Annotated in this window: 24 protein-coding genes and 1 pseudogene; 13 read left to right on the top strand and 12 right to left on the bottom strand. The window is 71.6% G+C overall.

Annotation, left to right across the window (positions count from 1 at the left end; all coding sequences use genetic code 11):
- Positions 1–41: 41 nt before the first annotated feature.
- A complete protein-coding gene (locus tag BU52_RS34810) occupies positions 42–521 on the bottom strand; it encodes an ATP-binding protein (protein WP_037934475.1) in 480 nt (159 codons plus the stop codon).
- A gap of 158 nt (positions 522–679) precedes the next feature.
- Between BU52_RS34810 and BU52_RS16115 the strand changes: the two genes are divergently transcribed.
- Positions 680–1,057, top strand: a complete 378-nt coding sequence (locus BU52_RS16115) for an STAS domain-containing protein (RefSeq protein WP_078903273.1) — start codon at positions 680–682, stop codon at positions 1,055–1,057.
- Between the two features lie 59 nt (positions 1,058–1,116).
- On the opposite strand, the gene BU52_RS16110 is transcribed toward BU52_RS16115, so the two are convergent.
- The 3 genes from BU52_RS16110 to BU52_RS16100 all read right to left on the bottom strand — a co-directional run bounded on the left by BU52_RS16110 (position 1,117) and on the right by BU52_RS16100 (position 4,080).
- The gene (locus BU52_RS16110) at positions 1,117–2,490 is read right to left on the bottom strand and encodes a serine/threonine-protein kinase (RefSeq protein WP_078903272.1); all 1,374 of its coding nucleotides are present in this window, start codon (positions 2,488–2,490) and stop codon (positions 1,117–1,119) included.
- 186 nt (positions 2,491–2,676) lie between these two features.
- The gene (locus tag BU52_RS16105) at positions 2,677–3,204 is read right to left on the bottom strand and encodes a DinB family protein (RefSeq protein ID WP_107061183.1); all 528 of its coding nucleotides are present in this window, start codon (positions 3,202–3,204) and stop codon (positions 2,677–2,679) included.
- Between the two features lie 228 nt (positions 3,205–3,432).
- A complete protein-coding gene (locus tag BU52_RS16100; RefSeq protein ID WP_037934473.1) occupies positions 3,433–4,080 on the bottom strand; it encodes a LysE family translocator in 648 nt (215 codons plus the stop codon).
- A 188-nt stretch (positions 4,081–4,268) separates the two neighbouring features.
- Here BU52_RS16100 and BU52_RS16095 point away from each other — a divergent pair, with 188 nt between their 5' ends.
- Positions 4,269–4,838 (top strand): DUF6328 family protein, encoded by a 570-nt coding sequence (locus tag BU52_RS16095; RefSeq protein ID WP_037934470.1) that lies wholly within the window; start codon positions 4,269–4,271, stop codon positions 4,836–4,838.
- 35 nt (positions 4,839–4,873) lie between these two features.
- Here BU52_RS16095 and BU52_RS16090 read toward each other — a convergent pair whose 3' ends face one another.
- Complete coding sequence (locus tag BU52_RS16090) at positions 4,874–5,686, bottom strand: SDR family NAD(P)-dependent oxidoreductase (protein ID WP_037934467.1); 813 nt, start codon at positions 5,684–5,686, stop codon at positions 4,874–4,876.
- Between the two features lie 145 nt (positions 5,687–5,831).
- Between BU52_RS16090 and BU52_RS16085 the strand changes: the two genes are divergently transcribed.
- Positions 5,832–7,496, top strand: a complete 1,665-nt coding sequence (locus BU52_RS16085; protein WP_037934464.1) for a RecQ family ATP-dependent DNA helicase — start codon at positions 5,832–5,834, stop codon at positions 7,494–7,496.
- A gap of 255 nt (positions 7,497–7,751) precedes the next feature.
- The gene (locus BU52_RS16080) at positions 7,752–9,362 is read left to right on the top strand and encodes a carboxylesterase/lipase family protein (protein ID WP_078903271.1); all 1,611 of its coding nucleotides are present in this window, start codon (positions 7,752–7,754) and stop codon (positions 9,360–9,362) included.
- Positions 9,363–9,521: 159 nt separating this feature from the next.
- Here the strand turns inward: BU52_RS16080 and BU52_RS16075 are convergent, their stop codons facing one another.
- Positions 9,522–10,553, bottom strand: coding sequence for a saccharopine dehydrogenase family protein (locus BU52_RS16075; RefSeq protein WP_037934461.1), 1,032 nt, complete (start codon positions 10,551–10,553; stop codon positions 9,522–9,524).
- A gap of 109 nt (positions 10,554–10,662) precedes the next feature.
- On the opposite strand from BU52_RS16075, the gene BU52_RS16070 reads away from it, so the two are divergent.
- Together BU52_RS16070 and BU52_RS16065 are read left to right on the top strand one after the other, a co-directional pair.
- The gene (locus BU52_RS16070) at positions 10,663–11,643 is read left to right on the top strand and encodes a helix-turn-helix domain-containing protein (RefSeq protein ID WP_051858285.1); all 981 of its coding nucleotides are present in this window, start codon (positions 10,663–10,665) and stop codon (positions 11,641–11,643) included.
- 350 nt (positions 11,644–11,993) lie between these two features.
- Positions 11,994–12,749 (top strand): 3-keto-5-aminohexanoate cleavage protein, encoded by a 756-nt coding sequence (locus BU52_RS16065; protein WP_051858283.1) that lies wholly within the window; start codon positions 11,994–11,996, stop codon positions 12,747–12,749.
- Positions 12,750–12,899: 150 nt separating this feature from the next.
- On the opposite strand, the gene BU52_RS16060 is transcribed toward BU52_RS16065, so the two are convergent.
- Together BU52_RS16060 and BU52_RS16055 are read right to left on the bottom strand one after the other, a co-directional pair.
- Positions 12,900–13,415, bottom strand: a complete 516-nt coding sequence (locus tag BU52_RS16060; protein ID WP_037934458.1) for a hypothetical protein — start codon at positions 13,413–13,415, stop codon at positions 12,900–12,902.
- A 207-nt stretch (positions 13,416–13,622) separates the two neighbouring features.
- Positions 13,623–14,510, bottom strand: a complete 888-nt coding sequence (locus BU52_RS16055) for a septum formation family protein (RefSeq protein ID WP_037934456.1) — start codon at positions 14,508–14,510, stop codon at positions 13,623–13,625.
- 351 nt (positions 14,511–14,861) lie between these two features.
- Between BU52_RS16055 and BU52_RS16050 the strand changes: the two genes are divergently transcribed.
- Entirely contained in the window at positions 14,862–16,061 is a 1,200-nt protein-coding gene (locus tag BU52_RS16050; RefSeq protein ID WP_051858281.1) for a Cmx/CmrA family chloramphenicol efflux MFS transporter, read from the top strand.
- A 106-nt stretch (positions 16,062–16,167) separates the two neighbouring features.
- Complete coding sequence (locus BU52_RS16045) at positions 16,168–17,142, top strand: aldo/keto reductase (RefSeq protein ID WP_051858279.1); 975 nt, start codon at positions 16,168–16,170, stop codon at positions 17,140–17,142.
- 126 nt (positions 17,143–17,268) lie between these two features.
- Here the strand turns inward: BU52_RS16045 and BU52_RS33640 are convergent.
- A pseudogene (locus tag BU52_RS33640) lies at positions 17,269–17,400 on the bottom strand (undecaprenyl diphosphate synthase family protein); the annotation flags it as partial.
- Between the two features lie 414 nt (positions 17,401–17,814).
- Between BU52_RS33640 and BU52_RS16040 the strand changes: the two are divergent.
- Positions 17,815–19,005 carry an NAD(P)/FAD-dependent oxidoreductase gene (locus BU52_RS16040; protein ID WP_037934453.1) on the top strand — a complete coding sequence of 397 codons (1,191 nt, stop codon included), beginning with the start codon at positions 17,815–17,817 and terminating at the stop codon, positions 19,003–19,005.
- Between the two features lie 10 nt (positions 19,006–19,015).
- Positions 19,016–19,954, top strand: coding sequence for a sigma-70 family RNA polymerase sigma factor (locus tag BU52_RS16035; RefSeq protein ID WP_037934450.1), 939 nt, complete (start codon positions 19,016–19,018; stop codon positions 19,952–19,954).
- Between the two features lie 28 nt (positions 19,955–19,982).
- Here the strand turns inward: BU52_RS16035 and BU52_RS16030 are convergent, their stop codons facing one another.
- Positions 19,983–20,594 (bottom strand): dihydrofolate reductase family protein, encoded by a 612-nt coding sequence (locus BU52_RS16030; protein ID WP_051858277.1) that lies wholly within the window; start codon positions 20,592–20,594, stop codon positions 19,983–19,985.
- A 95-nt stretch (positions 20,595–20,689) separates the two neighbouring features.
- Between BU52_RS16030 and BU52_RS16025 the strand changes: the two genes are divergently transcribed.
- Positions 20,690–21,400: a helix-turn-helix domain-containing protein gene (locus tag BU52_RS16025; protein WP_037934447.1), complete on the top strand. Its 711-nt coding sequence runs from the start codon at positions 20,690–20,692 to the stop codon at positions 21,398–21,400.
- Here the strand turns inward: BU52_RS16025 and BU52_RS16020 are convergent.
- Positions 21,382–21,960, bottom strand: a complete 579-nt coding sequence (locus BU52_RS16020) for a dihydrofolate reductase family protein (protein ID WP_037934445.1) — start codon at positions 21,958–21,960, stop codon at positions 21,382–21,384. The two genes, BU52_RS16025 and BU52_RS16020, sit on opposite strands and share 19 nt — an antisense overlap.
- A 196-nt stretch (positions 21,961–22,156) precedes the next feature.
- Between BU52_RS16020 and nadE the strand changes: the two genes are divergently transcribed.
- The gene (gene nadE / locus BU52_RS16015; protein ID WP_037934442.1) at positions 22,157–22,987 is read left to right on the top strand and encodes an ammonia-dependent NAD(+) synthetase; all 831 of its coding nucleotides are present in this window, start codon (positions 22,157–22,159) and stop codon (positions 22,985–22,987) included.
- Between the two features lie 30 nt (positions 22,988–23,017).
- Here the strand turns inward: nadE and BU52_RS16010 are convergent, their stop codons facing one another.
- Positions 23,018–24,199, bottom strand: a complete 1,182-nt coding sequence (locus BU52_RS16010; protein WP_051858275.1) for an MFS transporter — start codon at positions 24,197–24,199, stop codon at positions 23,018–23,020.
- 54 nt (positions 24,200–24,253) lie between these two features.
- Between BU52_RS16010 and BU52_RS16005 the strand changes: the two genes are divergently transcribed.
- Positions 24,254–24,997: a helix-turn-helix transcriptional regulator gene (locus BU52_RS16005; protein ID WP_037934439.1), complete on the top strand. Its 744-nt coding sequence runs from the start codon at positions 24,254–24,256 to the stop codon at positions 24,995–24,997.
- Positions 24,998–25,013: the final 16 nt, after the last annotated feature.

Genomic DNA, 25,013 nt, shown 5'->3' with positions numbered 1-25,013 from the left:
GTGCTCCGTGGGGAAGCCGTCCCTGTTCCCCGGGCCGAGAGCTACACGGTGCCGCGCCCGGGAAGATCACCCTCCGGGTCGTCCAGCAGCGCGATCCGGACAGTGATGCGCTTGCCGAACGGCTCCCGTTGGGCCTCGAACCCCTGCGCCACGGCCATCACGATCTCCAGCCCGTGCTGTCCCACCCGCCCGGCGTCGGCCGACCGGGCGATCGGCAGCACCGGCTCGGAGTCCCACACCACGACCTCGACCATGTCGCCCGCGATCCGCAGGTCGAGCAGTACCGGGCCGGGCGCGTACTTGCGAGCGTTCGTGACCAGCTCGCTGACCACCAGCTGCGTGACGTCCAGGGCACGCTGCGAGACGGGCAGGCCGTGCTCGCCCTGCACGCGGGTGAGGAAGCCGACGGCCAGATGACGGGCGTGGGCGATGTCCGCTCCCCCGCCGTCCAGGGCCACCGTCGTCCGCATGGCCCGCTCACGCGGCAGGCTGCCGTCATCGCCAGCGGACACTGAATCCATCGCGTTCATTTCTGCCACCCCGTACACGCCCTCGCCCTTACCCTCGCGTTCACGGCCTATGCCGCGCGCCCGGTGCCGGTTACGTCACACGGAACGCGTCACCCAGAGAGGCGGGATGACACCCATGATGAAGCTTCCAGTATGGAAGTATCACCAGTATGGCTGAAACACCCAGACCGAAAGCCGAGCAGAGACACCGGGTGGGCGGGCTGTCGGTCGTGGTCACCGCCACTGACGGCATTCGCCTGCTGACCCTGTCCGGGGAGATAGACCACCACACCGGCGATCAGCTCAGGCAAGCCCTGGACGTCTCCGATGCCGCCCACCCGCACGTCGTGATGGACATGCGCGGCGTCACCTTCATGGACTCCAGCGGCATCAACATCCTCATCTCCGCCCACCGGGCCGTCACCGCGGCCGACGGCTGGCTGCGCCTGGCCGGGCCCCCCGACTCGGTCCTGCGGGTCCTGCAGCTCACCGGTGTCGACGGCGTCATCGACTGCTGTCCCACCCTCCACGAAGCACTCACCCCCTGACGCCGCACGCACCGCGCGCCCGGCCGGGGACACCGGGCGGTGCGCCCAAGTAGCCGGGATCAACGCTGCTTCTTGCCTCCCCTCTGACCGTTTCCCTGGTTCTTCCGAGCCGTTTCGGGCGTGGCGTGTTGTTCGCTCGGGGTCTTTGTCCTGGCCTCGTGTCGTGGGTGGGAGGAGTTTGTGGCCCGGCCGCCCCCCGTGCCGTCCGAGGCCGGGTGAGAAGTGGGGGCCGCGGTGCGGTGTGCGGCTGCCCCGGTGGCTGCGTCCCGGCTCGGGTCGGTCGGGGCGGGACGTGGGCTCCGCCCCGCGGGGGCGTCACGGTGCGGCTCGGCCGGGGTGTCGGGGATGGACGACGACGGCACCACGGGTGCTGCGTCAGTTCGTGGAGGGCCGTCGGAGACAGCGAGGGCGGTGGTCAGGACGGCCGCCAATGCGGCCGTTCCGCCGGCGATGAGGGCGCGCCGGCGGGGGCCCGCCGTTTTCGGCTCGGCCGTGCCGACGGCGGGCAACGGGTTCAGATGCGTGGACTCGGCGTCCCGCGCCGGTCGTCGACTCGGTGCGACGCTCGTGGCCCGGGGCACGGACGGGACGGATACGGACGGTACGGCACCGGCCAGGGAGGTCAGTGTCCGGGCGCACTCGTGTGCCGACGGGCGGTCCCGCTCGTCCAGGGCGGTCATGTTCCGTAGCAGCACCGCGAAGTCCCTCGGCAGGAATTCGGGCAGTACGGGCTGACGGTGCAGTCGTGCGATCGCGGCCTCAAGGGGGCCTCCGTCGTACTCGAGTCTGCCCGTGAGGCACTCGAGGAGGACAAGGCCCAGGGCGTAGACGTCGACGGCCCGGCCGACGGGCCGGCCGAGCACCTGCTCGGGCGCCAGGTACGCGGCTGTGCCGACGAGCGTTCCGGGGGAGGTCTGCGTCGTGCCGTCGAGCAGCCGGGAAATACCGAAGTCGGTCAGGTGGGGACGCCCGGACTCATCCAGGATGATGTTGGACGGCTTCACATCACGGTGAACGATCCCCGCTTCATGCGTGTGGGCCAGAGCCGCGGCAAGGCCGGCGCCGAGCGCGGCCGTCTCACGAAGGGACAGGGGCCCCTTGGCGATACGCCCTTTCAGCGTGGGGCCTTCGATCAGCTGCATGACGAGGTAGGCGCGGTCATGGTGCCGTCCGACGTCGTAGACGGTGACCAGCCCGGGATGCTGCAGCCTGGCCAGCATCAGCGCTTCGCCCTGGAAACGTTCCTCCATGTCGGCACCGGCGCCGGGCCGGAAGACCTTGACGGCCACCGGTCGTCGCAGACGCAGGTCGAGACCCCGGTGGACGTCGGCGGCACCACCCGAGCCGATGAACGTGTCCAGGCGGTATCGCCCGGCCAGCACGTCGGCGCAGTACCGGGAGGCCAATACCGAAGCCGACTCGCGGAGCCTCATGTCATCTCCCACTGCTTCGAAGAGAGTCCGTACAGGCACTCGTGGCCGACGGGGTACCGCACACTCGTACCCCCGAGAGGCCGGGCAACGCCTGGGAGCGGGAGCCGGACGAAGGAGACGAGGGAGTGTCAGCGCGGCTTCGCCTGCGCCGTCGCTGTCGGCTCGCCTGTCATCGGCGAGCGCGTCTCAGGCGCCGGTGACTCCGTCGATCTGTTCGCGGATGAGGTCGGCATGACCGTTGTGACGCGCGTATTCCTCGATCATGTGCACCATGATCCAGCGCAGGGAGACGCTCTGGTCGCCGACGTGACCCGCTTCCTGTTCGGACAGACGGCCGGAATCGTCCAACGACGCGTCAGCGATCAGTTCACGGCCTCGGGCGACCTCCGACTGCCACACAGCCATCGCCTCTTCGAGCCCTCGTTCCGGCCGAAGGGAAAAACCGTCGACGTTGGTCTCCTCGAAGACCGGAGACACCTCCTCACCGGCGAAAATACGCTGGAACCAGTTGCGTTCCACCACAGCCATGTGCTGGACGAGACCCAGCAGCGTCATGGAGGAGGGTGACGCCGCAGCGAGACGTGACTGATCCTCGGTGAGGCCGGAACACTTCAGGGCGAGAGTCGCACGGTGAAAGTCCAGCCATGCTTCCAGCATGGCGCGCTCGTCGGCGTGCGCGGGCGGGACGGGACGTCCGTCCGGTGTCGTCTTCATGAGCACACCGTGGCATCAGTCGCCGTGGCCCACGACCGTCTTCGCCGACGACGAACACGCGTCAGGCTCGTTTCCGGGGCACACCGGGCCGGAGCCAGCCGGTCCGGGTGACCGAAGCCGTCGGCACGCAGCACATTGAGGGGGCGTTGTCCCGGTCGTAGGGCCCGGACCAGGGCCGGCAGTCGCATGTGGTTCCCCTTGCCTGGCTCCCCGCCACGCCGGAGGTGCTCAGGCCACGGCGGCGACCGAGATGCCGATGACGATGAAGAGCCAGCCAGTGGTCAGTTCCCAGCGGTGACGGATCTCGGGCCGTGCGAGCAGGGTCCGAAGTCGCGCGGCGACGACGACCAGGGCGAACCAGTAGACCACGCCGATGAGAACGTCCAGGATGCCGAGGAGGAGAACCTGCCGGGCCATCGGTCCGCCGTCGTCGACGAACTGCGGCAGGATGCTGAGGAAGAACAGCGCGGCCTTGGGGTTGAGGACGTTCGTGAGGAACCCCTGGGTGAAGCCGGACCTCCAGTGGAACCGGGACTCCCCGGATTCCGTCGCGTACGCCCCGGCCGGGTCGCGGGGCCGGCCCTCGATGGCGACCCGGCGGGCGGCGAGGACCGCGCGCACCCCCAGGTACAGCACATAGGCCGCGCCGGCCAGTTCGATCGTCTCGTACATCACGGGCGAGCGAGCGGCGACCACCGACAGTCCCGCGACCGCCGCCAGCATGTGTACGCAGAGCCCTGCCTGCGCCCCCAGCGCCGCCGCCCGGCCTTTGGACGGATGCTCGGCGGCGGATCTCACCACCACCAGGAAGTCCGGGCCGGGTACCACGTACGCCACCAGCACCACACCGAGGAAACCGAGTAAGTCGACCGACATCAGCTCTCCGCTCGTCCTGCCGTCACGTGCCGTTGTGGGCACCGGTCCGCCCGCACCGGAGCCACGAAGTCGCCGTCGTCTGCGGCGTCCCCTCCGACCGCGGCGGCGAGGCCGGCCCTCCTGCCCCATGACCTGCATGAAGACGGTGAAGACGGGGCAGACGGACGGCCTGCGATCGGGAGGGTGTCATGACGATGACGGAGCAGTCGGCCACGTTGGTGGAGCAGGAGATCGCGCGTTGCGCGCACCACGACGGCCAGGGTCCGGGGGCCGGTGGCGAGGCGCCGGAGTCTCCGCGTGAGCGGGTCAACCGCCGCTGGAACGAGGTCCTGCAGGAGACGCGGGTCACGCAGACAGGCGTGCAGATCCTCTTCGGGTTCCTGCTGAGCGTGGCCTTCACTCCACTGTTCCGGGAGCTCGGAACGCTGGACCACGTCATCTACGTCACGACCGTGGTACTCGGCGCATCGGCCACGGGCGCGCTCATCGCGCCCGTCTCCATCCACCGCTTCCTGTCCGGCCAGCGGATGAAGAACGAGGTGGTGGAGGCCGCCTGCCGCCTGATGATGTGCGGCATGGTCCTGCTCGCGCTGACCATCGGCTGCACGCTGCTCCTCATCCTGCGCTTCGTGGTTCCCGGTGTCCTCGCCGAAGTACTCGTCGTGGGGGTCATGTTGTGGTTCGGGCTCTGCTGGTACGCGCTGCCCTTGCGCATACGGCGCCGCGCCGCTCGCCGTTCCGGCACCGACGAGGCGTAGCGCACAGGGCCGTCCGTCGGCGCGTCGGCACTCGCTCACCTCTCGTTCCCGGGACCGGCGTTCTTGCCGGTTCCCGGTTCCGCCAGTTTCCGGTGGGCCGCCGCCTTGACGCCGTCCGGCAGCACCTTGCCCGCCGTGCCGAGCGCCTTGGCCTTCACGGACCCGGTGACGGCCTTCTTCTCGCCCTTCATGATCGCCGTGAACGCCTGCTCGGCGACCTGTGCGGGATCGTCCTTCTTCGAGGTGCCCATCCGGGTGTCCCCCGCCATCCCCGCCCTGCGGAAGAAGTCCGTTTCCGTCGCGCCCGGCATGAACGACGTGATCGTCACCCCGGTGTCCCGGACCTCCTCCTGCAGCGCCTCGGCGAAGGACTGCACGAACGACTTCGAGGCGTTGTAGACGGGCTGACAGGGGCCGGGAATCATCGCGGCGACGGACGAGGTGAAGGCGATCCTGCCCGCGCCGCGCGCCACCATGGCGCGCAGCAGCGGCTTGGCCAGCCGGACGGTGGCGGTGATGTTCAGATCGATGACGGCCTGGTCGTCGGCGGGATCGGTGTCCACGAAGGCGCCGCCCCGGCCGACTCCCGCGTTGAGGGCTGCGACGTCGACCGTGAGTCCGTCGACCGCCGCGAGCAGCTCTTCCACGCCCTCACGGGTCCGGAGATCGGCGCGTACGGAACGAACCCGGATACCCGTCCCCCGCAGGGTGCGAGCGGCGGCGTCCAGCCGTTCGTCCTCGGCGTTGACCACAAGGTCGTAGCCGTGCTCGGCGAACTGCCGGGCCAGTTCGTAGCCGATTCCGGCGGAAGCACCGGTGATCAGGGCGAGGGGCCGTGTGTCCGTCATGCCGGCCGGGTATCCCGCCGGCGCGCCGCCACGCCCGGCCGGGGGGAAAGGCCACGTTCACCGCGTGTCTCTTCGCATCGTGGCCGGCCAGGGGGGTACCCGGGCGGGGTCTGCAGGAGTGCCGGGCGGTGAGAGGGACACAGCGATGGACGTGCACGACCGGATCGACGAGCTGGGCCGTGTGGCCCGGGAACGGTTCGGGTGGACCGACTTGGCCGCTGAGCAGACGGAGGCGATGGAGGCACTGCTCGACGGTCGCGACGTGCTGGTCGTCATGCCCACGGGTTCCGGGAAGTCGGCGATCTATCAGGTGCCGACCGTCATGCTCGGTGGCCCCGCCGTCGTCGTGTCGCCGCTGATCGCCCTGCAGCGCGACCAGGTCGCCGGCCTGCGGGAGAGCGCGGCACCGGATGCGGTGGCCGTGAACTCCGCGCAGTCGCGGTCGGCCACCGACAGGGGCTGGCGGGCGATCCGGGACGGTGACGCCGAATACCTGTTCCTCTCCCCCGAGCAGCTCGCGAAGGACCATGTCGTGGAACAGCTGAGGGAACTGGGCCCCTCGCTGTTCGTCGTCGACGAGGCCCACTGCGTCTCCGCCTGGGGCCACGACTTCCGCCCCGACTACCTGAATCTGGGTGAGGCCGCGGAACGGCTGGGCCGCCCTCCGGTACTCGCTCTGACGGCGACGGCCGCGGCCCCGGTCAGGGACGACATCGTCGAGCACCTGCGCATGCGCGACGCCCACGTCGTGACGACCGGGATCGACCGGCCCACCATCCACCTGGCGGTACGCACCTTCACCGACGACCCCGCCAAACGCGAGGCCGTCTCACGCTGGACGGCCGGAGCACGCGCCCCCGGCATCCTCTACACGGCCACCCGCAAGGACGCAGAGACGTATGCGGGGCGCCTTCGGCAGGACGGCGTCGACGCGGAGGCGTACCACGCGGGCCTGAAGGCCGCGGAGCGCCGCCGGATCCACGACGGGTTCATGAGCGGCGCTCCCGCCGTGGTGGTGGCCACCTCCGCGTTCGGGATGGGCATCGACAAGGCGGACGTGCGATTCGTCGCCCATGCGTCCGTCCCGGAATCGCTGGACTCCTACTACCAGGAGATCGGGCGCGCCGGCCGGGACGGGGAACCGGCGCGCGCGGTGCTGTTCTACCGCCCCGAGGACCTGGGGCTGCAGAAGTTCCTCACGGCCCGGGCCCTGGACGCCGACGCGCTGCGTCGCATCATGACCACGCTGCTGGAGCAGGGCGTCCCGCAGAGCCGCAGCCGGACGGCTCAGCTCTGCGGCCTGTCGCGCCGGAAGACCAGTGATCTGCTGAACCTGCTGCAAGAGGCGGGCGCGGTGACCGTCGAGGGCAGGCGCCGCGCGGTGCGGGCCCTGCCCGGTCGTACGGCGGACGAGGCCGCCGAAGCTGCGGTGCAGGTGTTCGAGCGGCGGCGCCGCATCGACCGGTCGCGCATCGAGATGATGCGCGGCTACGCGGAGACGCCGTCGTGCCGCCGCCAGTACCTCCTGGGCTATTTCGGTGAGCAGCTCGACGCACCGTGCGGACGGTGTGACGGGTGCGACCGCGAGGACGAGCCATCCGGCACCGGGGGCGGGCACCGGGATGTCAGTCCCCCACCCGGGCGCGCCAAGCGCTATGAGCCGAACGAGCGGGTGCGTCACGCGGAGTGGGGTGCGGGCACGGTCATGCGCACGGAGGAGGACCGGCTCGTCGTGCTGTTCGAGCAGGTCGGCTACAAGACGCTGTCCCTGACGGCGGTGCAGGAGGGCGCCCTGCTGACGGGCACCTGAGGCACACGGCGAGCGCGTCGTCGCATCGCCGGCCGAGTGACCGCCACCACGCTGGTACGGCGTGGCAATCGGACCAGCCGCTTGCGTCCGCTGGTGCGCAGGCACCGGGCGGGCCCCCATCCACTCGGTTCGCGCAGCCCTCACCCACCGCGCGGCCAGGGGGGCAGCACCCCTTTCCGCGAGGGGGTTGACCCCCGTGACGGCTGGTGGCTGACCGGCTACTCCTGCGGTCGACCCGTCCATACGGTCGTCTGCATGGTGAAGCGGACAGCACAAGCAGTCATGGTCGGCGCTCTGATTCTCGGCGCCGTGGTCACCGCGGACGTCACCGGAGCGGCGGCCGCCTCCGATCCGGACGGTGCGGTGGAGCGCCACCGGGACGCCTCGCTGGTGCGCACGGACAAGGGTGCTGTACGGGGCACGGTGACCAGGACGGCACGCGTCTTCCAGGGCATCCCGTACGCCGCGCCGCCCACAGGTCACCGTCGCTGGGCGGCACCCACCCCTGCCACGGGATGGGACGGTGTGCGGGACGCCACGAAGCCGGGCATCGCCTGCCCCCAGGCGGGTCTGCTCCCTCCCGTCGGGCCCGCGTCCGACGACGAGGACTGCCTCTTCGTCAACGTCACGGCCCCGCGTAACGCCTCCTCCGGGTCGCGGCCCGTGATGGTCCATCTGCACGGCGGCGACCACACCGACGGGGAGGGCGCCATGCACGGGGCCGAGCGACTCGCCGCCCGGGGCGACGTCGTCGTGGTGACGGTCAACTACCGGCTCGGCGCCCTGGGCTACCTCGCTCATCCGGACCTCGAGACGCGGGGGGAGTCCGGCAATTACGGCTTCCTCGACCAGCAGGCGGCCTTGCGCTGGGTGCGGCGCAACGCCACCGCCTTCGGCGGCGACCCGGGGAACGTCACGCTCTTCGGCCAGTCCGCCGGCGGCTACAGCACGTGCGCCCATCTGGTCGCCCCGTCGTCGGCCGGTCTCTTCCACCGGGTCATCCTGCAGAGCGCCCCGTGCACGGCCGACATGGGACGACGCGACCGCGAGAGCGCCCTGACGCAAGGTGTGGCGACAGCGGCCGGGATCGAGAGGGAGCACGGTCCGGACGACTGGCGCACCGCGCTCCCCGGGCACCTGGTCAATCCTTTCGGCACGGGCCCCGAGTACACGCCTGCCTACGGCGGCAGACTGCTGCCCCACACCCCCCAAGAGGCTTTCGCCACCGGCCGGTTCAACCAGGTCCCGGTGCTCCAGGGCATCAACCGCCACGAGGAACGAGGCCGGGTCTACGGTCTGGAGCTGGCCAAGAAGGCGGCGACGGGCGACCCGGACGCCCGAATCGACCAGGCCGACCATTACGCCCGTCTGCGGGAGGAGTTCGGAGAGGAGAAGGCCCCGCTGATTGCCGAACGCTACCCCGTCAGCGCATACGACGGCTCCCCCGCGCTCGCTCTCGCGGCGGCCCTGACCGACGGCAACTGGGCCCGGCACTCCGTCGACACCGGCCGGGCACTGTCCGCCCACGTGCCCACGTACGCCTACGAGTTCGCCGACGACGACGCCCCTTGGTACGCGGACCCGAACTACCGGAAACCCGACTTCGACGTCGGTGCCGCGCACACCTTCGAGCTTCCGTACCTCTTCGAACTCGAGGCCTACGCGTCACTCACCACGACCCAGCGGGGACTGGCCCACCGGATGATCCGTATCTGGAGCGACTTCGCCCGCACGGGCAGGGCGAGCTGGAAGCCCACCACTCCGGTCGCCCCGAACGTGCAGTCCCTCGCCTCGGGACCGGGCGGCATCCGCCCCGTGGACTTCGCCGAGGACCACCGCTACGGCTTCTGGAGAACACTCCGCTGACCGTAACCGCCAAGGCTCTCACCCATGGAGAGCGCCCCGGTCGGCCGCTCGATCGATCATGCTCCGCCCGGCTGCCGCATCCTGGAGGGCCGCTGGTCGCCACGTGTCGCGACTCATCGGATACCTGCGGACCTCGAGACGCTGAGCGCGGCCCGCTCGCTACGGGCACAGCTCCAGGGTGATGTGCGGGGACAGTGCGCGAAGGAAGTCGGGGGCGTCGAAGACCTCCCCCGCGGAGGCGGCTCCGGTCGTCCGGGTCCGTCCCGTCAGGATGCGGTCGACCGCTTCCACCGCGAGCGGGGCGGTGACGGCGTAGATGTCCCGGCCCCTCGCCACGGCACGCCGTTCACGGGTGCCGGAGCGCACCACGGCGTCGACGAGGAAGGTCTGACCGGACCGTCCGGACTCGTCGGCCGCGGCAGGTGTCGGCGTGTCCGGGGCGGCGATGTCCTGGGCCGCCTCGACCGCCATGTAGGTGCGCACGTCGGGGATGGACAGGTGGCTGGGAACGGTGACGACGTCAGCCATCGTGAACTCCCCGATGACGGACCGGGGACCCATCGGGGCGGGGAAGGGCCACTCCAGCGTGGGCAGGTCGTCCCGGTGGTACTCCAGCCGTCCGTTCCGGTATCGGACGCTCCGGCCGTCCCGCCGCTCCCGCGAGACCGCGCCCGCGGCACGCGTCCCGGGGGTGGGATGCCAACCGCTCAGCCCGTAGGCGATGTGCGCCTCGTCGGCAGCCGTCCAGTCGCCCATGGCTGTGGTGACCAACAGGTCGCCGAGACCGCCGTAGAAGGCCATCGCTGGAACGACCAGCGCCGCCCCGGCGTCCCGGGGCCGGTCGGCGGCGTACGCGAGGGTGTCGGCGACGGCCTCGATCTCGGCCGCCACGTCCACGTACGGGATCCCGGCCCGCCGGGCCGCCTCGATCATGGGGACGGCCGTCGTGGCGAAAGGCCCGGCACAGTTGATCACGGCCGCCGTGCCGGCCAGCGCCCGGTCGAGCGAGGGCTGGTCGTCGACCGACGCGGGGTGGGCGTCCAGCCCGGTCTCGTGTGCCAGCGCCTTCAGCTTGCCGGCGTCGCGGCCGGAGAGCACCGCGGTGTACCGGCGTTCCCGCAGCTCCGCCACCACGAACCGCCCGGTGTGTCCGTACGCGCCGTACACCGCGACCCTGGGTGCCGTCGTCATGGGTGCTTCCTTCGCTCGAATGATCCGTTCAGCTCCGTCGCGACCATCCTGGCGGGGGCAGAAGGCTCGCACGAGTGTCCGGAACGACATACGCCGTACACTTCCGGACGTGGACACGGTTGCGCTGGCCGTCACCGACGGGATGCTTCACTTCGAACTGGCCTTGGCCCAGGAGGTCTTCGGCTCCGCCCCGGACGGCGTGGCGGGTCCGTGGTACCGCCTCGCCATCTGCGGGCCCGGCCCGGTGCGGGCCGGCCGGTTCCTGCTGGAGCCCGATCACGGACTCGACCGGCTCCCCCGGGCCGACACCGTGATCGTCCCGGGCTGGGCCGACATCGACGAGGCGCCGCCCGCCGACCTGGTCGACGCGGTGCGCGCGGCCCACGAGGCGGGGGCACGCGTGGTGTCCCTGTGCACGGGCGCCTTCGTCCTGGCCTCCGCCGGCCTCCTCGACGGACTGCGCGCGACGACGCACTGGGCACACACCCGAGCGCTGGCCGACCGCCATCCGAAGGTCCATGTGGATCCGGACGTCCTCTACGTGGACAACGGCAGCGTGCTCACCTCCGCCGGCAAGGCCGCCGCCATGGACCTGTGCCTGCACCTCATCCGACTCGACCGCGGCTCGGCGACCGCCAACAAGGTCGCCCGCCGCCTGGTCGTGCCGCCGCACCGGGACGGGGGCCAGGCCCAGTTCATCACGGCCCCGGTCCCCGCTCCCGGCCGTCATCCCCTCGCCGAACTGCTCCCTTGGGTGCTGGAACGGCTCGACCAGCCGCTGACGGTGGAAGACCTGGCCGGCCGGGCCCGGATGAGCTCCCGCCACCTGGGCCGCCACTTCAGGGCCACGACCGGTACCACCCCGCTGCAGTGGCTGCTCACCCAACGCATACGGCGCGCCCAGGAGTTGCTGGAGACCACCGACGACAGTGTCGACGCCGTCGCGGCGGCCACCGGCATGGGAACCGCCACCACGCTGCGCCGGCACTTCAACCGCGTGGTCGGACTGCCCCCGCACACCTACCGCCGCACGTTCCGGACGCGCAACCGCTCCGAAGAGGACGACAGCCGGCACCACGACCTCGCCTGAACCGGCCTGGGACCCGCATGAGGAGCCGGGCCTGCTTGCCCACGGACCGGAGTGCGGCCGGATTGGCCTGGCTCGCGTGGGGGAGTTCACCGGGGTGGAGGTCGACGCGTTCCCTGATGCGGCGGCCTTCGCGGACTGGCCGGCCGCGTCGTGACGCCGGCCGCGGATCCGGCGACGCGTGCGGCAGGTGACGCGCTCGACCGGACTGCCCAAAGCGCTCAGGCCGGGACGGTCTGGCCAGGCCCACCACGCCGTCGTCCTGCGCATCGGGGAGCGCCGAGAAGATCGCCGACGGTCCGTGAGGTGACGTGACGCGCTCTGGGGCGTGGGGCCCCTGAGAGGATCAGCTCATGCTGCAAGTCTGCCTGAATGGCGCCAGAGGCCGCGTCGAATGCCCTTATCTCCCCGTCACGCCTGAGGAGTTGGCAGCGACAGCCCGCGAAGCCGTCGCCGCCGGCGCCCAGGACATCCACCTTCACCCCAAGAACGGCGACGGCGAGGACACGCTGGACCCTGCCGCCGTCGCCGCGGCCCTCACCGCCGTACGGTCCGCCGTCCCGGGCATCCCTGTCGGTGTGACCACCGGCGCCTGGGCCACCCCGCATCCGGAAACCCGCGCCTCCCAGGTCCGCTCATGGACCGTGCTGCCGGATCACGCCTCCGTGAACTGGCACGAGGACGGCGCGGCCGAAGTCGCCGCTGCCCTGCTGGAGCGGGGCGTCGGCATCGAAGCAGGCATCTACTCGGGCACTCCCGCGGCACGGCGGTTCCTCGACTGGCCGGAGTCCCACCGCGTCCTGCGCGTCCTGGCCGAGATCACCGACGCCGATCCGCACACCGCCGTACGATCCGCGGCCGGCCTGCTGGACGACCTCCGCCCGGCCGCGACCTCGCGGATCCTCCTGCACGGCGAGGGCGAGGCCGCCTGGCCCGTCCTTCGCCTGGCAGCCGCCCGTCGGCTGGACACGCGGATCGGCCTGGAGGACACGCTCCGGCTGCCGGACGGTGCACCCGCGGACACGAACGCCGACCTCATCCGCGCGGCGCGAGAGAGCATTCGGCAGGCCGGGCACGGGGGCGAGCGGGGCGCGAGGTCGACGGCGTAGAACCAGATACCGGCTTACCTGACTGGTCATCAGGAAAACCACAGCCGGGTTCACCCGGCCGCGCGGCGCCGGCGTTCCCGGGCCCGCCCGCTCCTCCTGCGGGGCGATGCCGGCCGCCGGAGGAGCCTCGGGATCGGGCGCGGGACGGGCTCAGCAGCCGCCGCAGTTGTAGTACAGGACGTCCCAGTGGTTGCCCTCGTCGGCGTAGATGTTGCCGGAGCCGGAGCGCCACTGCGGGGCACCGTCGCCGCGCACGCCGATGTAGGTGAAGGTGTTCTTGATGTAGTTACCGACGCAGGTGTACTTGCTGAAGTCGAGCTTGTAGCCGTTCCAGTGCGAGTACGTGCCGGAGGCGTGCCCGGTCTCGGTGCCGCCGGTGATGTTCAGGGCGCAGCCGCTGGCCCGCTTGAGGGTCTGGGCGCCCTGGGCGGTGGCCAGGTTGAGCTGCTCGAAGGACGTACAGGTGGAGTTGTAGCGGTCGGAGCAGTTGCCGGACGACGACCAGGTGATGCCGACGTCACGGAACATCGAGGTCGCGGTGGCGTGACTGATCTTGGTGACGGCGGCGGCCTCGCCGGCGGTGCCGATGACGGCGACGCCGGGAGCGACGACGAGGACCAGTGCGGTCAGGACGGAACGGAGCTTCGGGGCTTTGAGGGCCTTCATGTGGGGACCTTCCTGCGGTGGGCCACGCTTCATTCGGGGGATGGTTGTGCAGGCGGTACAGAATGATGATGCCCGTGGTCTACGCGCGTCTGCCAGAGGACAAAAGGGAAAGCCGCCGTCGCCTGCGTCGCGGGGTCCGTGCCCGCCCCGCGGGGGTCCGCGGCCCCGACGGGCACGGACCCCGCTTCATGCTCCACCGACGGAGCGTCAGCCCGCCCAGACCTCGGCCTCGTCGGCCGGGACCGTGGTGGCCAGGCCCAGTTCCTTGCGGGCGGCGACCGACTTGTTCGGGTCGATGCCGGTGAACGCCGGCTCGTAGGCGAGGTAGAACGCGTCGGCGTCGGCGGCGTTCGCGGCCTTCTGCCAGTTCCCGGCCGCCTTCGTCAGGTTCGCGCGGAGCTTGCCGACTTCGGCACCCTCGATGCCGTCCAGGCCCTCGACGTGCGTGTCGAGGGCGGCAGCGACAGCCTTGGCCTGCGCCTTGTAACCGGCCAGGTCGGACTCGACGGTGTCCGTCTCGGGCTGGTTCGCCCACAGGGCCTCGTAGACCGCGTTCGAACCCTTCAGGTACGTGGTCTGCTCGGGCTCGAGGGTCTTCGCCGTGTTCAGGGAGCCGCTGAGCGCGCCCTTCTCGGCGGTGTAGGTGCAGCTCACCGCGCGGTCACCCGTCGCCCAGCTCTCGCTGGTCGGCGTGTAGTAGAAGAGGGCGGCGTCCTTGGGGAGCGCCCAGGTGTCCGGGGCGTACTTCTGCGCCTCGACCGGGCAGCGCTTGTCCGCGATCGCCGAGATCCCGCTCTCACCGGGGTACCCCTTGCCCTCGTCGACGGCGAACTCGCCGACGACCTGACCTTCGTGCGCCTCGTCGCAGGGCACGATCTCGACGAGGTAGGCCGCCCCCTCGGCCTTGCCGTTCGGGTTGTAGCAGTCGCCGACATCCAGGGAGAACACCGAGCGCTGGCGAGCCGCCTTCTTCGCGCCGTCCTTGGCGCTGTCGACGGCGTCGGTGACGCCCGAGCATCCCACCGCGCCGATCGCGAGCAGGGCGACTACGGCGGATACGCCGCGAAGAGAACGGTACGGGGCACGGGTTGCCATGACGTGGACATCCTTTTATATGATCTTTATGAAGGTCGCGCGCATCGTATGCCATCCCTGTGGGGCGGTGCGCGAAGGCCCCCACCTCATCGCAACCCCACTGACTCGCGGCGCGGGCCGGAACCGGAGAAGCAAGATGCCTCGACGGGTATCGGTCGGGTACCGTGCGGGCCATGTCGAGTCCTGAGTCGGACACGGTGGGGGCTGTCGGTCACGCCGTCAGCCCCTGAACCACGGAGTCCGTAGCCCTGTCGTCGCGCCGCAGTTCTGCGGCCGGGCGCGTGCACCCTCAGGGCTGGCCGCGGTGACGAGATGACCTTCTCGCGCTTCTCCTCACCTCGGAGCCACTCGATGCCTCTCTCGCTGTATCTGCTTGCCATGGCGGTCTTCGCCATGGGCACCTCGGAGTTCATGCTCGCCGGCCTTCTGCCTGACATGGCCTCGGATCTCGACGTCACGGTGGGGACAGCGGGCACCCTCGCCTCGGCCTTCGCGGTCGGCATGGCCGTCGGTGCTCCCCTCGTGGCCGCGCTTGCGCGCGACTGGCCCCGGCGCTCCGGGCTTGTCGGGTTCGTCCTCGTCTTCGCGGCGGCTCACGGCGTGGGTGCCGTCACCACCAGCTTCCCGGTCCTGTTCGCCGGCCGGGTCGTCGCCGCGCTCGCGAACGCGGGGTTCCTCGCCGTCGCCCTCACGGCTGCCGGCACGTTGGTCCCGCCCGACAGGAAGGGACGGGCACTGGCCGTGCTGCTGTCCGGAACGACGGTGGCCACGGTCGCCGGTGTCCCCGGCGGGTCGGCACTCGGCGAGCTGCTCGGCTGGCGGGCCACCTTCTGGGCCGTCGCCGCTCTCTGCCTGCCTGCGGCTCTCGCCGTCGTGAAGGCGGTACCGGCGGGACGAGTGAACGAAGAGGCGTCCGGCGGGGCCGACTTGAGGGCGGAGCTCGCCCAGCTCGCCAGGCGGCCCCTGCTTCTGGTGATGCTGCTCGGCGCGCTGGTGAACGCGGCCACGTTCGGCAGCTTCACCTTCCTCGCTCCCGTGGTGACCGACACCGCCGGGATGGGCGGGTTGTGGATCTCCGCCGTTCTCGCGCTGTTCGGGGCCGGGTCCTTCACCGGGGTGGCCGTGGCCGGCCGTCTGTCCGACCGGCGTCCCGGCGTGGTCGTCGCAGTCGGCGGCCCGCTGCTGCTCACCGGCTGGCCGGCCCTGGCGGTGCTGGCTCACGAGCCGGCGGCCTTGTTCGCCCTCGTGTTCGTGCAGGGCGCCCTGTCGTTCGCGCTGGGCAGCACCCTGATCACTCGAGTCCTCTACGAGGCCGCGGAAGCCACCACCATGGCCGGGTCGTACGCGACCGCGGCACTCAACACCGGTGCCGCCGTCGGCCCCCTCGTCGCCGCCACCGCCCTCGGCACCCCGGCCGGGGACCTCGGGCCGCTGTGGGCGAGCGCGCTCATGGTCGCGATCGCTCTGCTCGTCGCGTTGCCCTGCCGCGCCGTGGTCGCGGCGGGCCGACCGCTCCACTCCACAGATTCAACGGCTGTGCGGCAGCGATGAGTTCCCGGTGGAGATGTGACGTTTCGCCCAGCCCGTCGACCTGTCACAGCCCGCCCTGACGGCCGCATACTCCAGGACCTGACGAACCAACGGGCGAAGGAGCACGGTGAACTCAGCGGAGGCAGCGGGTGCCCGGAAACTCGGTGACCTGGAGGTGAATCGCGTCGGCTACGGCGCGATGCGGCTGACGGGCAACGGAATGATGGGGAACTCCGACGGCACGCCGATCGACCGCGATCTCGCCGTCGGCCTGTTGCACAGCGCGTTCGAGCAGGGTGTCAACCACATCGACACGGCCGCGTTCTACTTCTCACCACTGCGGTCCGCGAACGAGCTCATCAACCGCGCCCTGTCCTCCTGGCACGGCGAGGTGGTCGTGGTGACCAAGGTCGGCCCGGCGCGCGACTCCTCCGGCGAGTGGCTCACCATGGCCCGCCCCGACCAGCTGCGCGGCCAGGTCGAGGAGAACCTGCGCCAGCTCGGCCGTGATCACCTGGACGTGGTGAACCTGCGCTGCAACGGCCCCGGTACGGCCTCGGTCATCGAGCACTTCGGTGCTCTCACCGAGCTGTGCAAGGCAGGCCTGATCCGGCACCTCGGACTCTCCAACGTCCGACCGGAGCACGTGGTCGAAGCCCTGACCGTCGCGCCGGTGGTATGCGTGCAGAACTCCTACGGCCTGGACTGGCGCCGCGCCGACGAGACCGGACTGGTGGACCTCTGTCAGGAACAGGGCATCGCCTTCGTGCCCTACTTCGCCGTCTCCGGCCTGCGGCGCGAGGCAGCCGCCGGCCGGGAGCGCGACGCGCGCGTCCACTCCGTCGCCCGCGCCCACGGTGCGACACCGGCCCAGGTACGGATCGCCTGGACCCTGCACCGCGGACCGCATGTGCTGGCCATTCCCGGTACCACGAACCCGGCACACCTCGCGGAGAACATCGCCGCCGGAAGCCTGCGCCTGACCGAACACGAGCTGGCCCTGCTCGACGAGCCGGACGAGAGCGCCGTCCGAGCCCCTACCGCCGGTACCCGGTGCGAGGTCGCCGGGGTGTCGCACAGACCGGACCGAGGAGCTGAATGAAGCCACGGTGGCTCGGGACCGGCCGTGGTGGACGGAGCGAGGAGCGCGGGCCGGCTCGCTCGCCCTGCATCGACGACAGCGACGCCGGGTCCCGCGCCTGCTGGACCGGGGCGTACCCGCGGTCCCGTACGGACTGAGCCACCCGACACCGGCGGACCGGGCCGCCTCGATGATGTCGATGACGGTGGCCTCCGCGGTGCGGTGTCCCGCCGTCCGCGGCAGCGAACGCCGCTCAGCCCACCGCCCGTTGCCGTCCATCTCGCACGCCGCGTGACGGGGCACCGCACGCGTCGCGCCGTCACCCGGCCGTGGTCCGCCCGGCCCGCCGCTGCGCCGTTACCGGCCCGACCGGCCCTCGGTCACCGCGGATGCGTCCTGGACACCGTGGTCCCTCCTGCCCGGCCCCGCCCCACCCGGAACGGCACGGCCGGCCATGCCGCGCTCGGCCACGCCCACCCCCGGCCTCACCCGCGCCCCCACCGGCGCACTCGCCTGTCCGGATCCTCCCAGCGTAGAGCGGCCCTGACGGGCCGATACGGGGTGCTCTCACCCTTGGCTCATACGTCCGCGTCCCCGCCGCCCGGAAGGGTGACGCGCGTCACACCCGGCTCCTGTCAGCAATCGGGGTGCCCTCTCGTTCAAGGTGCACGCGATCGAGACAGGAGCAACCTCATGAAGCACCGCATCGTCGTCCTCGGCGCCGGGTACGCCGGGGCCTTCGCCGCCGGGAACCTGGCCCGTCGCCTCTCCCCCGCCGACACCGAGATCACCGTCGTCAACGCCGTGCCCGACTTCGTCGAGCGCATGCGGCTCCACCAGCTCGCGGCCGGGCACGACCTCACGTTCCGCCGGCTCGCCGACGTCTTCGCGGGCACCGGGGTACGGCTGTGTCTGGCGCGCGTCACCGGCGTCGACCCCCGGCGCGGGACCGTCGCCGTCACCGCTGAGGCGGGCGACGCCGAGCTGGCGTACGACACCCTTCTCTACACGCTCGGCAGCTCCGTCGCCGACCACGGCGTCCCCGGCGTGGCCGAACACGCCTATGACGTGACCGGACGGTCCTCGGCGCTGCGTCTGCGGGAGCGCCTGGCGGATCTGGCCGAGGGCGGCACCGTACTGGTCGTCGGGGAGGGGCTGACCGGCATCGAGACCGCCACCGAGTTCGCCGAGTCCCGCCCCGACCTGTCGGTCGTGCTCGCGGCCCGCGGCGAACTGGGATCCTGGCTCTCGCCCAAGGCCCGGCGCCACCTGCGCCGGGCCTTCGACCGGCTCGGCATCACCGTCCACGAGCACACCGGCATCGAAGCCGTCGAGCCCACGCGGGCGATCGCCGCCGACGGCAGGTCACTGCCGGCCGACGTGACCGTGTGGTCGGCCGGGTTCGCCGTGCATCCCCTGGCGGCCGTCAGCGGACTGGAGGTCGTCGGGACCGGCCAGATCGTCGTGGACCGCACCATGCGCTCCGTCTCGCACCCGGACGTCTACGCCGCCGGTGACTGCGCCTACACGATCGGCGACAACGGCCGGCCGCTGCCGATGTCATGCGCCACGGCCGGCTGCACCACCGCGCAGGCGACCGCGGCGATCATCGCGCGCCTGACGGGCGGCGAGGTCCCGGTCACCGGGCTGAAGTACCACGGCAACCACATCAGCCTCGGGCGGCGGGACGGGATCTTCCAGATGGTGGACGGGGACGCCCGGTCGACGTCCTGGTACCTGGGCGGGCGGACAGCGGCGCGACTCAAGTCGGGCGTGCTCAGCGGGGCCGGGTGGGGCATCGCCCACCCGACCTTCGGCATGCCCAAGCGCAGGCGCCGCCTGGCCGCCGACCCGGAGAGCACGGGTGCCGGAGTCCCCGCCTAGGCTGTTCCGCGTGGACACCGCAGCCATCGATCGGTTCGAGGCCAGCCGCGGCCGGCTGGCCTCGCTGGCGTACCGTCTGCTCGGCTCGGCCGCCGACGCCGAGGACGCGGTTCAGGACGCGTTCCTGCGCTGGCAGGCCGCAGACCGGGAACGGGTCGAGGTGCCGGAGGCGTGGCTGACCAAGGTCGTCACCCATCTCTGCCTCGACCGGCTCCGCTCCGCGCAGGTGCGCCATGAGCGTGCGACCGGTGCCTGGCTGCCCGAGCCGCTGTTGCAGGGGGACCCGATGCTGGGCCCGGCCGACACCGTCGAGCAGCGCGAATCGGTGTCCCTGGCGGTACTGATCCTTCTGGAGCGCCTGTCGCCGGTCGAGCGGGCCGTCTACGTCCTGCGTGAGGCCTTCTCGTACCGTCATGCCGAGATCGCCTCCCTCCTCGACATCACCCGCTCAGCGAGCCAGCAGCACCTGCACCGGGCACGGACCCGGGTCACCGCTGAGGGCCGGCGCGGCGGTGATGCGGACCCCGCGTCCGCGCGCCGGGTCGCCGAGGAGTTTCTCGCCGCGGCCGCGTCGGGGCACACCGACCGGCTGGTGGCGCTGCTCACCGAGGACGTGACCGCGGTCTCGGACGGTGCCGGGCTGAGCAGGCGCCTGTTGCGGTTCCGGACGCGCGAACGGGTCGCGACCCACGTACGGGCCGGCTTCACGCCCACGCCGGCGAAGCGACGGCTGGCCGGGGGCACGCCCACGTTCCACATCGCGCCGGTCAACGGCCTCCCGGCGATCATCGCCGTCATCGACGACCGGGTCGTGGGCGCCGTGGCGTTCGAAGTCAGCGACGGCAAGGTCGCGTCCCTGTGCAGTATCGCCGCCACGCACCGGCTCACACGGCTGGACCGGTCCTGGCGGCACCACCGTCCCGACGCTCCGGTCATCGGTACGTGGTGACCGGGCGCCGCCGGAGCTCGGTGACTGGTCAGCTGCCGGGCGAACGGACCGGGACGGCGGCGTCCCGGGACGCGCGCCGGCGGGCCACGCGGTAGCGCAGGTGGACGACTCCCGAGTGGAACGTGCGGCTCTCGACGAGTTCGAGATCGGCCCGGCGTTCCTGCTGGGGGAAGTACGGAATGCCACCGCCCACCAGCACCGGGTGGACCACGAGCCGGTACTCGTCGATCAAGTCCGATGCGGCCGCCTCGGCGGCGAGCGTCGCGCCGCCGATCGCAATGTCACCCCCGTCCGGCTCGGCTTTCAACCGCTCGATCTCCTCCGCCACGCCGCCGGAGGCCAGGCGGGCGTGACCCCGCACCTCGGACAGCGTGGTGGAGAACACGACTTTCGGAAGCGGCTTCCAGAGCGCGGCCCACTCGAGCTCCGCGTCGTCGAGCGACCGTTCCCGTTCCGCGGTCTCCCAGTACAGCATCGTCTCGTACAGCCGTCGTCCCAGCAGGTGGACGCCGACCTCCCGGATCTCGTCGATCCAGAAGCGGAAGACCTCCTCGTCGGGCACCCCCCAGTCGAAGCCACCGTCCGGCCCGACGACATAGCCGTCGAGTGAGACGCTCATCGAATAGGTCACGCTGCGCATCAGAAGCCCTCCTCGGCAACGGGTTCGTCAGTATGACCGCCGGACGCCGCGGAACTCATCGCGGCTCACTGCCCACGGCGGCGTATCCTGCCGCCGTGGGACTGCGGTTCGAGACGCGCCGGTCCGACTCGCTGTGGGTCGACACCGTGTGGACATGCACAAGCGGGCAGGTCACGGCCATGACGTCCGTCGCAGGGGCATGCCTGGGCCTGGTGTTCTGGGAACAGGACGGCCGGACACACGCGGGCGTCACCGGGCCCGAGACCCGGACCGCCACCGCCCCGGTTCCGGAGGGCGCCACGTTCACGGGCATCGCATTCGCCGTGGGCACCTCGTTGCGCGCCGTGCCCGCGCCCGAGTTGGTGGACGGCGGCATCGGACTCCCCGACACCACGCGCCGGACGTTCCGGCTGGACGGCACGCGCTGGCCCACGCCCGGCCCCGACGACGCCGAGGCCCTGGTCGGGCGTCTCGTCCGGGCCGGGATCGTGGTCCGTGATCCGCTCGTCACCGAAGTGCTGCGGGGGCACCGCCCGGCCGTCTCGGAGCGCACGGTCGAACGACGGTTCCGCGCCGCCACCGGGCTGACGCGCGGCGCCGTCCGGCAGATCGAGCGGGCCCGCACGGCGGCGGAACTGCTGGCGGACGGCGTCCCGGCCGCCGACGCCGTGGCCGAACTCGACTACTTCGACGAACCGCACCTGGCCAGGGCACTGCGCCGCTACATCGGACGCACCGCCGGGCAACTGCGGCAAGGCAGCGGCGGCGCGATCGCCCTCGACGTGGATCAGCGCCTGACGTCGTAGACCAGCTTGAGGATCCCGTTGGGGTAGCTCTCGGACTCGCGCAGCGTCAGCATGTGCTTGTCCCGGTCGGCCCGGCCGAACAGGCTCTTCCCGGCTCCGAGCAGCACGGGGAAGACGAGCAGGTGGTACCGGTCGATCAGGCCCTCGTCGGACAGCCGCCGGGCCAGTTCCGCGCTCCCGTGAAGGAAGACAGCGCCGCCCTCGCCCTCCTTGAGCGCGGCGACGTCCGCGGTCGAGCGCAGGATCGTCGTCGGTCCCCAACCGTCGACCAGGGCGTCGTCGCCCAGCGTGGACGAGACCACGTACTTGGGCAGATCCTTGTAGGCGGCGTGATCCTCCGAGCCGGGCCAGACGGGCGCGAACGCCTCGTAACTGCGGCGGCCGAACATCAGCGCGGTCGTGTCGGCGAGCTCCTCGCCCTTCAGCGACCAGGCTTCTTCCACGAACTCGAGGTCCTTGAACACCCAGCCTCCGCTGCGGTGCTCCTCCCCCGGCCCGCCGCCGGGCGAGTCCACGACGCCGTCGAGCGACATGAAGCCGGTGTAGACCAGGTCACGCATGGTGCTGTCTCCTCGTCATCGGGTACGGGGTGCACACTAGACCGGGACCGGGACGGCCGTCTTGGACGGAAACGACAGCGGGGCCGGACTCGGGCGGGGCGCACCGCCGGGCGGTGTCCCGCCGGTCCGGATTCGCCGAAGGGGTCCTGGGTAAGCGGATCCCGACAGCACCCGTGAGCCGGACCAAGGAGCAGACTTGAGCGAGTCGGCGTCCATCGCGCTGCAGCAGGAGATCGCCCGGGAACTGGGCGTCGCCGAGACCTTCGAGGCCGCGCAGGAGACCGAGCGCCGGGTGGCCTTCCTCACCGAGCGGCTGACGTCGAGCGGTCTGCGCTCCCTCGTGCTCGGCATCAGTGGCGGTGTCGACTCCACCGTCGCGGGCCGGTTGTGCCAGCTGGCCGTGGAACGCGCACGGACTGCCGGGTACGAGGCCCGGTTCTACGCCATGCGCCTGCCCTACGGGGTGCAGGCCGACGAGCACGACGCCCAGCGCGCGCTCTCCTTCATCCGCGCCGACCACGTGCTGACGGTGGACATCAAACCCGCCGCCGACGCCGCGCTCGAGGGCACGATCGCCGCGGGGGTGACGTTCCGCGACGCCCGCCACCAGGACTTCGTGCACGGCAACATCAAGGCGCGCCAGCGCATGATCGCCCAGTACACGGTGGCCGGCGCGCACGAGGGACTCGTCGTCGGCACCGACCAGGCCGCCGAGGCGGTCACCGGCTTCTTCACCAAGTTCGGCGACGGCGCCGCCGACCTGGTCCCGCTGGCCGGACTGACCAAGCGCCGGGTGCGCGCCCTCGGAGACGCGCTGGGCGCGCCCGCCGGGCTGGTGTGGAAAGTCCCCACCGCCGACCTGGAGAGTCTCGACGCGGGCAAGGCCGACGAGGACGCGCTCGGAGTCGGCTACGACGTCATCGACGACTTCCTCGAGGGCAAGCCGGTCGACGAGCAGGCCTTCGACACCATCCTCGGCCACTACCGCCGCACCGACCACAAGCGCCGGCTGCCCGCCACCCCGTGAAACCGGCCCGCCGACCGGTCCGGGACGCCGTCACCGCGCGGCCCGGCTTCCGGAGCGGGCGGGGACACCGGGCATCGGGCGCCTCGGTTCGGGCAGGGTGCGGAACAGCAGCCAGCCGAGTACCGGCATCAGCACGAGAGGCGTCAGAGCGGTCTGCAGGGACGTGGCGTCGGCGAGTCCGCCGAGGACGGGAGTGGCCAGGCCGCCAACGCTGACGGTCAGGCCGAGGGTGATCCCGCCGGCGGTTCCGACCCGGGAGGGCAGGTAGTCCTGGCCGAGCGTGACCTGCAGCGAGAACGGCACGTACAGGCCGACCGAGGTCAGCGCCACGAACAGGTGGATCGCCGGGCCCGGCACCCACACCACCCCCGCGACACACGCGGCCGTGATCAGATACGACCAGCGTGAGACCGTCACCCGGTCCCAGCGGCCCGCCAGAACCCCGCCCAGCAGCGAGCCGACCGCGCCGCCGAGATACAGCACGGTCAGGGCCGTGGTACCGGCGGCCGCGCTGCCACCCAGGCGTTGCCGGGCGTACAGCGAGATGAAGGTGCTCAGACCGACCAGGGTGATCGACCGGAACGCCACCGCCAGTGACAGCTTCACGAAGGAGGCGGTGTCGTCACCGCCCGCGGCCGGCGTCGTACCGGCTCCGTCGGCTTCGTTCCGCCGCAGCGCTCGCGCCGCGGGCAGGCACATCGCGGCGCCCGCGAGAGCCGGCAGCACCAGCAGCGGTGTCCAGCGCAGGCCTCCGGCGGCGACCACGGACGTGACCATGAGCGGAGCCAGCGCGAAGCCGATGTTGCCCCCTGAGACGAACCAGCCCATGCCCCGGTGGCTGCCCCGGGTGGCGATCCGGGCGACGCGGGCGGACTCCGGATGGTAGGCGGCGACGCCGACGCCCGAGACGGCGACGCACACGAGGGTGAGCGGGTAGGAGCCGCTCAGCCCGCTGAGTGCGATACCCAGGCCGCCGAGCAGGGTGCTGACCGGCAGCAGCCAGGGCATGGCCCGGCGGTCGGTCAGCGCGCCGAACACCGGCTGGGCCACCGAGGACAGCAGCGAGGCGGCCAGCACGACGCCCGCGGCGGCCGCGTAGGTGTAGGAGCGTTCGGCGACGAAGAACGGCACGAGGGCCGCCACGGCGCCTTGGTACACGTCGACGCAGGCGTGGCCCACGGACAGCAGGACGATCGGTGTGTTCCTCCGCATCCCGTCATGATCCGAGCCGGGAGCCATGACGCGCTTTCGATAAACTGTCAGGTGATGACGGAAATCCGCCACGATCCGACGGCCCCGACCCGCGCCCAGTGGATGGCGTCCGGCACCGCGATCGACGCCCACCGGCATGACGACCACCAGATCGTCCACGCCGGCCGGGGGGTGCTGGCCGTCACGACCAGCGAGGGGTCCTGGGTCGCTCCGGCCACGCGTGCCATCTGGGTACCCGCCGGGACCGTGCACGCGCACCGGGCCTACGGCGCGGTCGACCTGCACCTGGTGGGGCTGCCCGTCACCGACAATCCGCTCGGCCTCCGGTCGCCGACCGTGCTGGCCGTCGGACCGCTCCTGCGGGAGCTGATCGTCCACTACACCCGCACCGAGGACGACCGCAGCCCCGAACGGGCCCGTCTGCGCGCGGTGCTGCTCGACCAGCTGCGGGCGTCGCGCCGGCAGCCGCTGTACCTGCCGACTCCCACCGCGCCGGTGCTGCGCGCCCTGTGCGACATCCTGCGGGCCGACCCGGGCGACAGCCGCACACTCGCCGAACTCGGCCGCGAGGTAGGGGCGAGCGACCGCACCCTGTCCCGGCTGTTCCGCAGCGACCTCGGCATGACCTTCCCGCAGTGGCGCACCCAGCTGCGTCTGCACCACGCCCTGGTCCTCCTGGCCGGGGGGACGCCGGTGACCTCGGTGGCCCACCGGTGCGGCTGGTCCTCCGCCAGTTCCTTCATCGACGTCTTCCGCCGTACCTTCGGCCACACCCCGGGCTCCCACCCGACGGACTGACAGGACATGGCGGCCC

Source organism: Streptomyces toyocaensis (assembly GCF_000725125.1).
Classification (GTDB): domain Bacteria; phylum Actinomycetota; class Actinomycetes; order Streptomycetales; family Streptomycetaceae; genus Streptomyces; species Streptomyces toyocaensis.
The sequence above is the reverse complement of the archived record's forward strand: the minus strand, read 5'-3'. Positions and strand labels throughout refer to the sequence as shown.

Excerpts from the sequence above, each read along its gene's own strand:
- BU52_RS34810 (WP_037934475.1), bottom strand. The coding sequence starts at position 521 with ATGGATTCAGTGTCCGCTGGCGATGACGGCAGCCTGCCGCGTGAGCGG.
- BU52_RS16115 (WP_078903273.1), top strand. The coding sequence starts at position 680 with ATGGCTGAAACACCCAGACCGAAAGCCGAGCAGAGACACCGGGTGGGC.
- BU52_RS16110 (WP_078903272.1), bottom strand. The coding sequence starts at position 2,490 with ATGAGGCTCCGCGAGTCGGCTTCGGTATTGGCCTCCCGGTACTGCGCC.
- BU52_RS16105 (WP_107061183.1), bottom strand. The coding sequence starts at position 3,204 with ATGAAGACGACACCGGACGGACGTCCCGTCCCGCCCGCGCACGCCGAC.
- BU52_RS16100 (WP_037934473.1), bottom strand. The coding sequence starts at position 4,080 with ATGTCGGTCGACTTACTCGGTTTCCTCGGTGTGGTGCTGGTGGCGTAC.
- BU52_RS16095 (WP_037934470.1), top strand. The coding sequence starts at position 4,269 with ATGACGATGACGGAGCAGTCGGCCACGTTGGTGGAGCAGGAGATCGCG.
- BU52_RS16090 (WP_037934467.1), bottom strand. The coding sequence starts at position 5,686 with ATGACGGACACACGGCCCCTCGCCCTGATCACCGGTGCTTCCGCCGGA.
- BU52_RS16085 (WP_037934464.1), top strand. The coding sequence starts at position 5,832 with ATGGACGTGCACGACCGGATCGACGAGCTGGGCCGTGTGGCCCGGGAA.
- BU52_RS16080 (WP_078903271.1), top strand. The coding sequence starts at position 7,752 with ATGGTGAAGCGGACAGCACAAGCAGTCATGGTCGGCGCTCTGATTCTC.
- BU52_RS16075 (WP_037934461.1), bottom strand. The coding sequence starts at position 10,553 with ATGACGACGGCACCCAGGGTCGCGGTGTACGGCGCGTACGGACACACC.
- BU52_RS16065 (WP_051858283.1), top strand. The coding sequence starts at position 11,994 with ATGCTGCAAGTCTGCCTGAATGGCGCCAGAGGCCGCGTCGAATGCCCT.
- BU52_RS16060 (WP_037934458.1), bottom strand. The coding sequence starts at position 13,415 with ATGAAGGCCCTCAAAGCCCCGAAGCTCCGTTCCGTCCTGACCGCACTG.
- BU52_RS16055 (WP_037934456.1), bottom strand. The coding sequence starts at position 14,510 with ATGGCAACCCGTGCCCCGTACCGTTCTCTTCGCGGCGTATCCGCCGTA.
- BU52_RS16050 (WP_051858281.1), top strand. The coding sequence starts at position 14,862 with ATGCCTCTCTCGCTGTATCTGCTTGCCATGGCGGTCTTCGCCATGGGC.
- BU52_RS16040 (WP_037934453.1), top strand. The coding sequence starts at position 17,815 with ATGAAGCACCGCATCGTCGTCCTCGGCGCCGGGTACGCCGGGGCCTTC.
- BU52_RS16030 (WP_051858277.1), bottom strand. The coding sequence starts at position 20,594 with ATGCGCAGCGTGACCTATTCGATGAGCGTCTCACTCGACGGCTATGTC.
- BU52_RS16020 (WP_037934445.1), bottom strand. The coding sequence starts at position 21,960 with ATGCGTGACCTGGTCTACACCGGCTTCATGTCGCTCGACGGCGTCGTG.
- BU52_RS16010 (WP_051858275.1), bottom strand. The coding sequence starts at position 24,199 with ATGCGGAGGAACACACCGATCGTCCTGCTGTCCGTGGGCCACGCCTGC.
- BU52_RS16005 (WP_037934439.1), top strand. The coding sequence starts at position 24,254 with ATGACGGAAATCCGCCACGATCCGACGGCCCCGACCCGCGCCCAGTGG.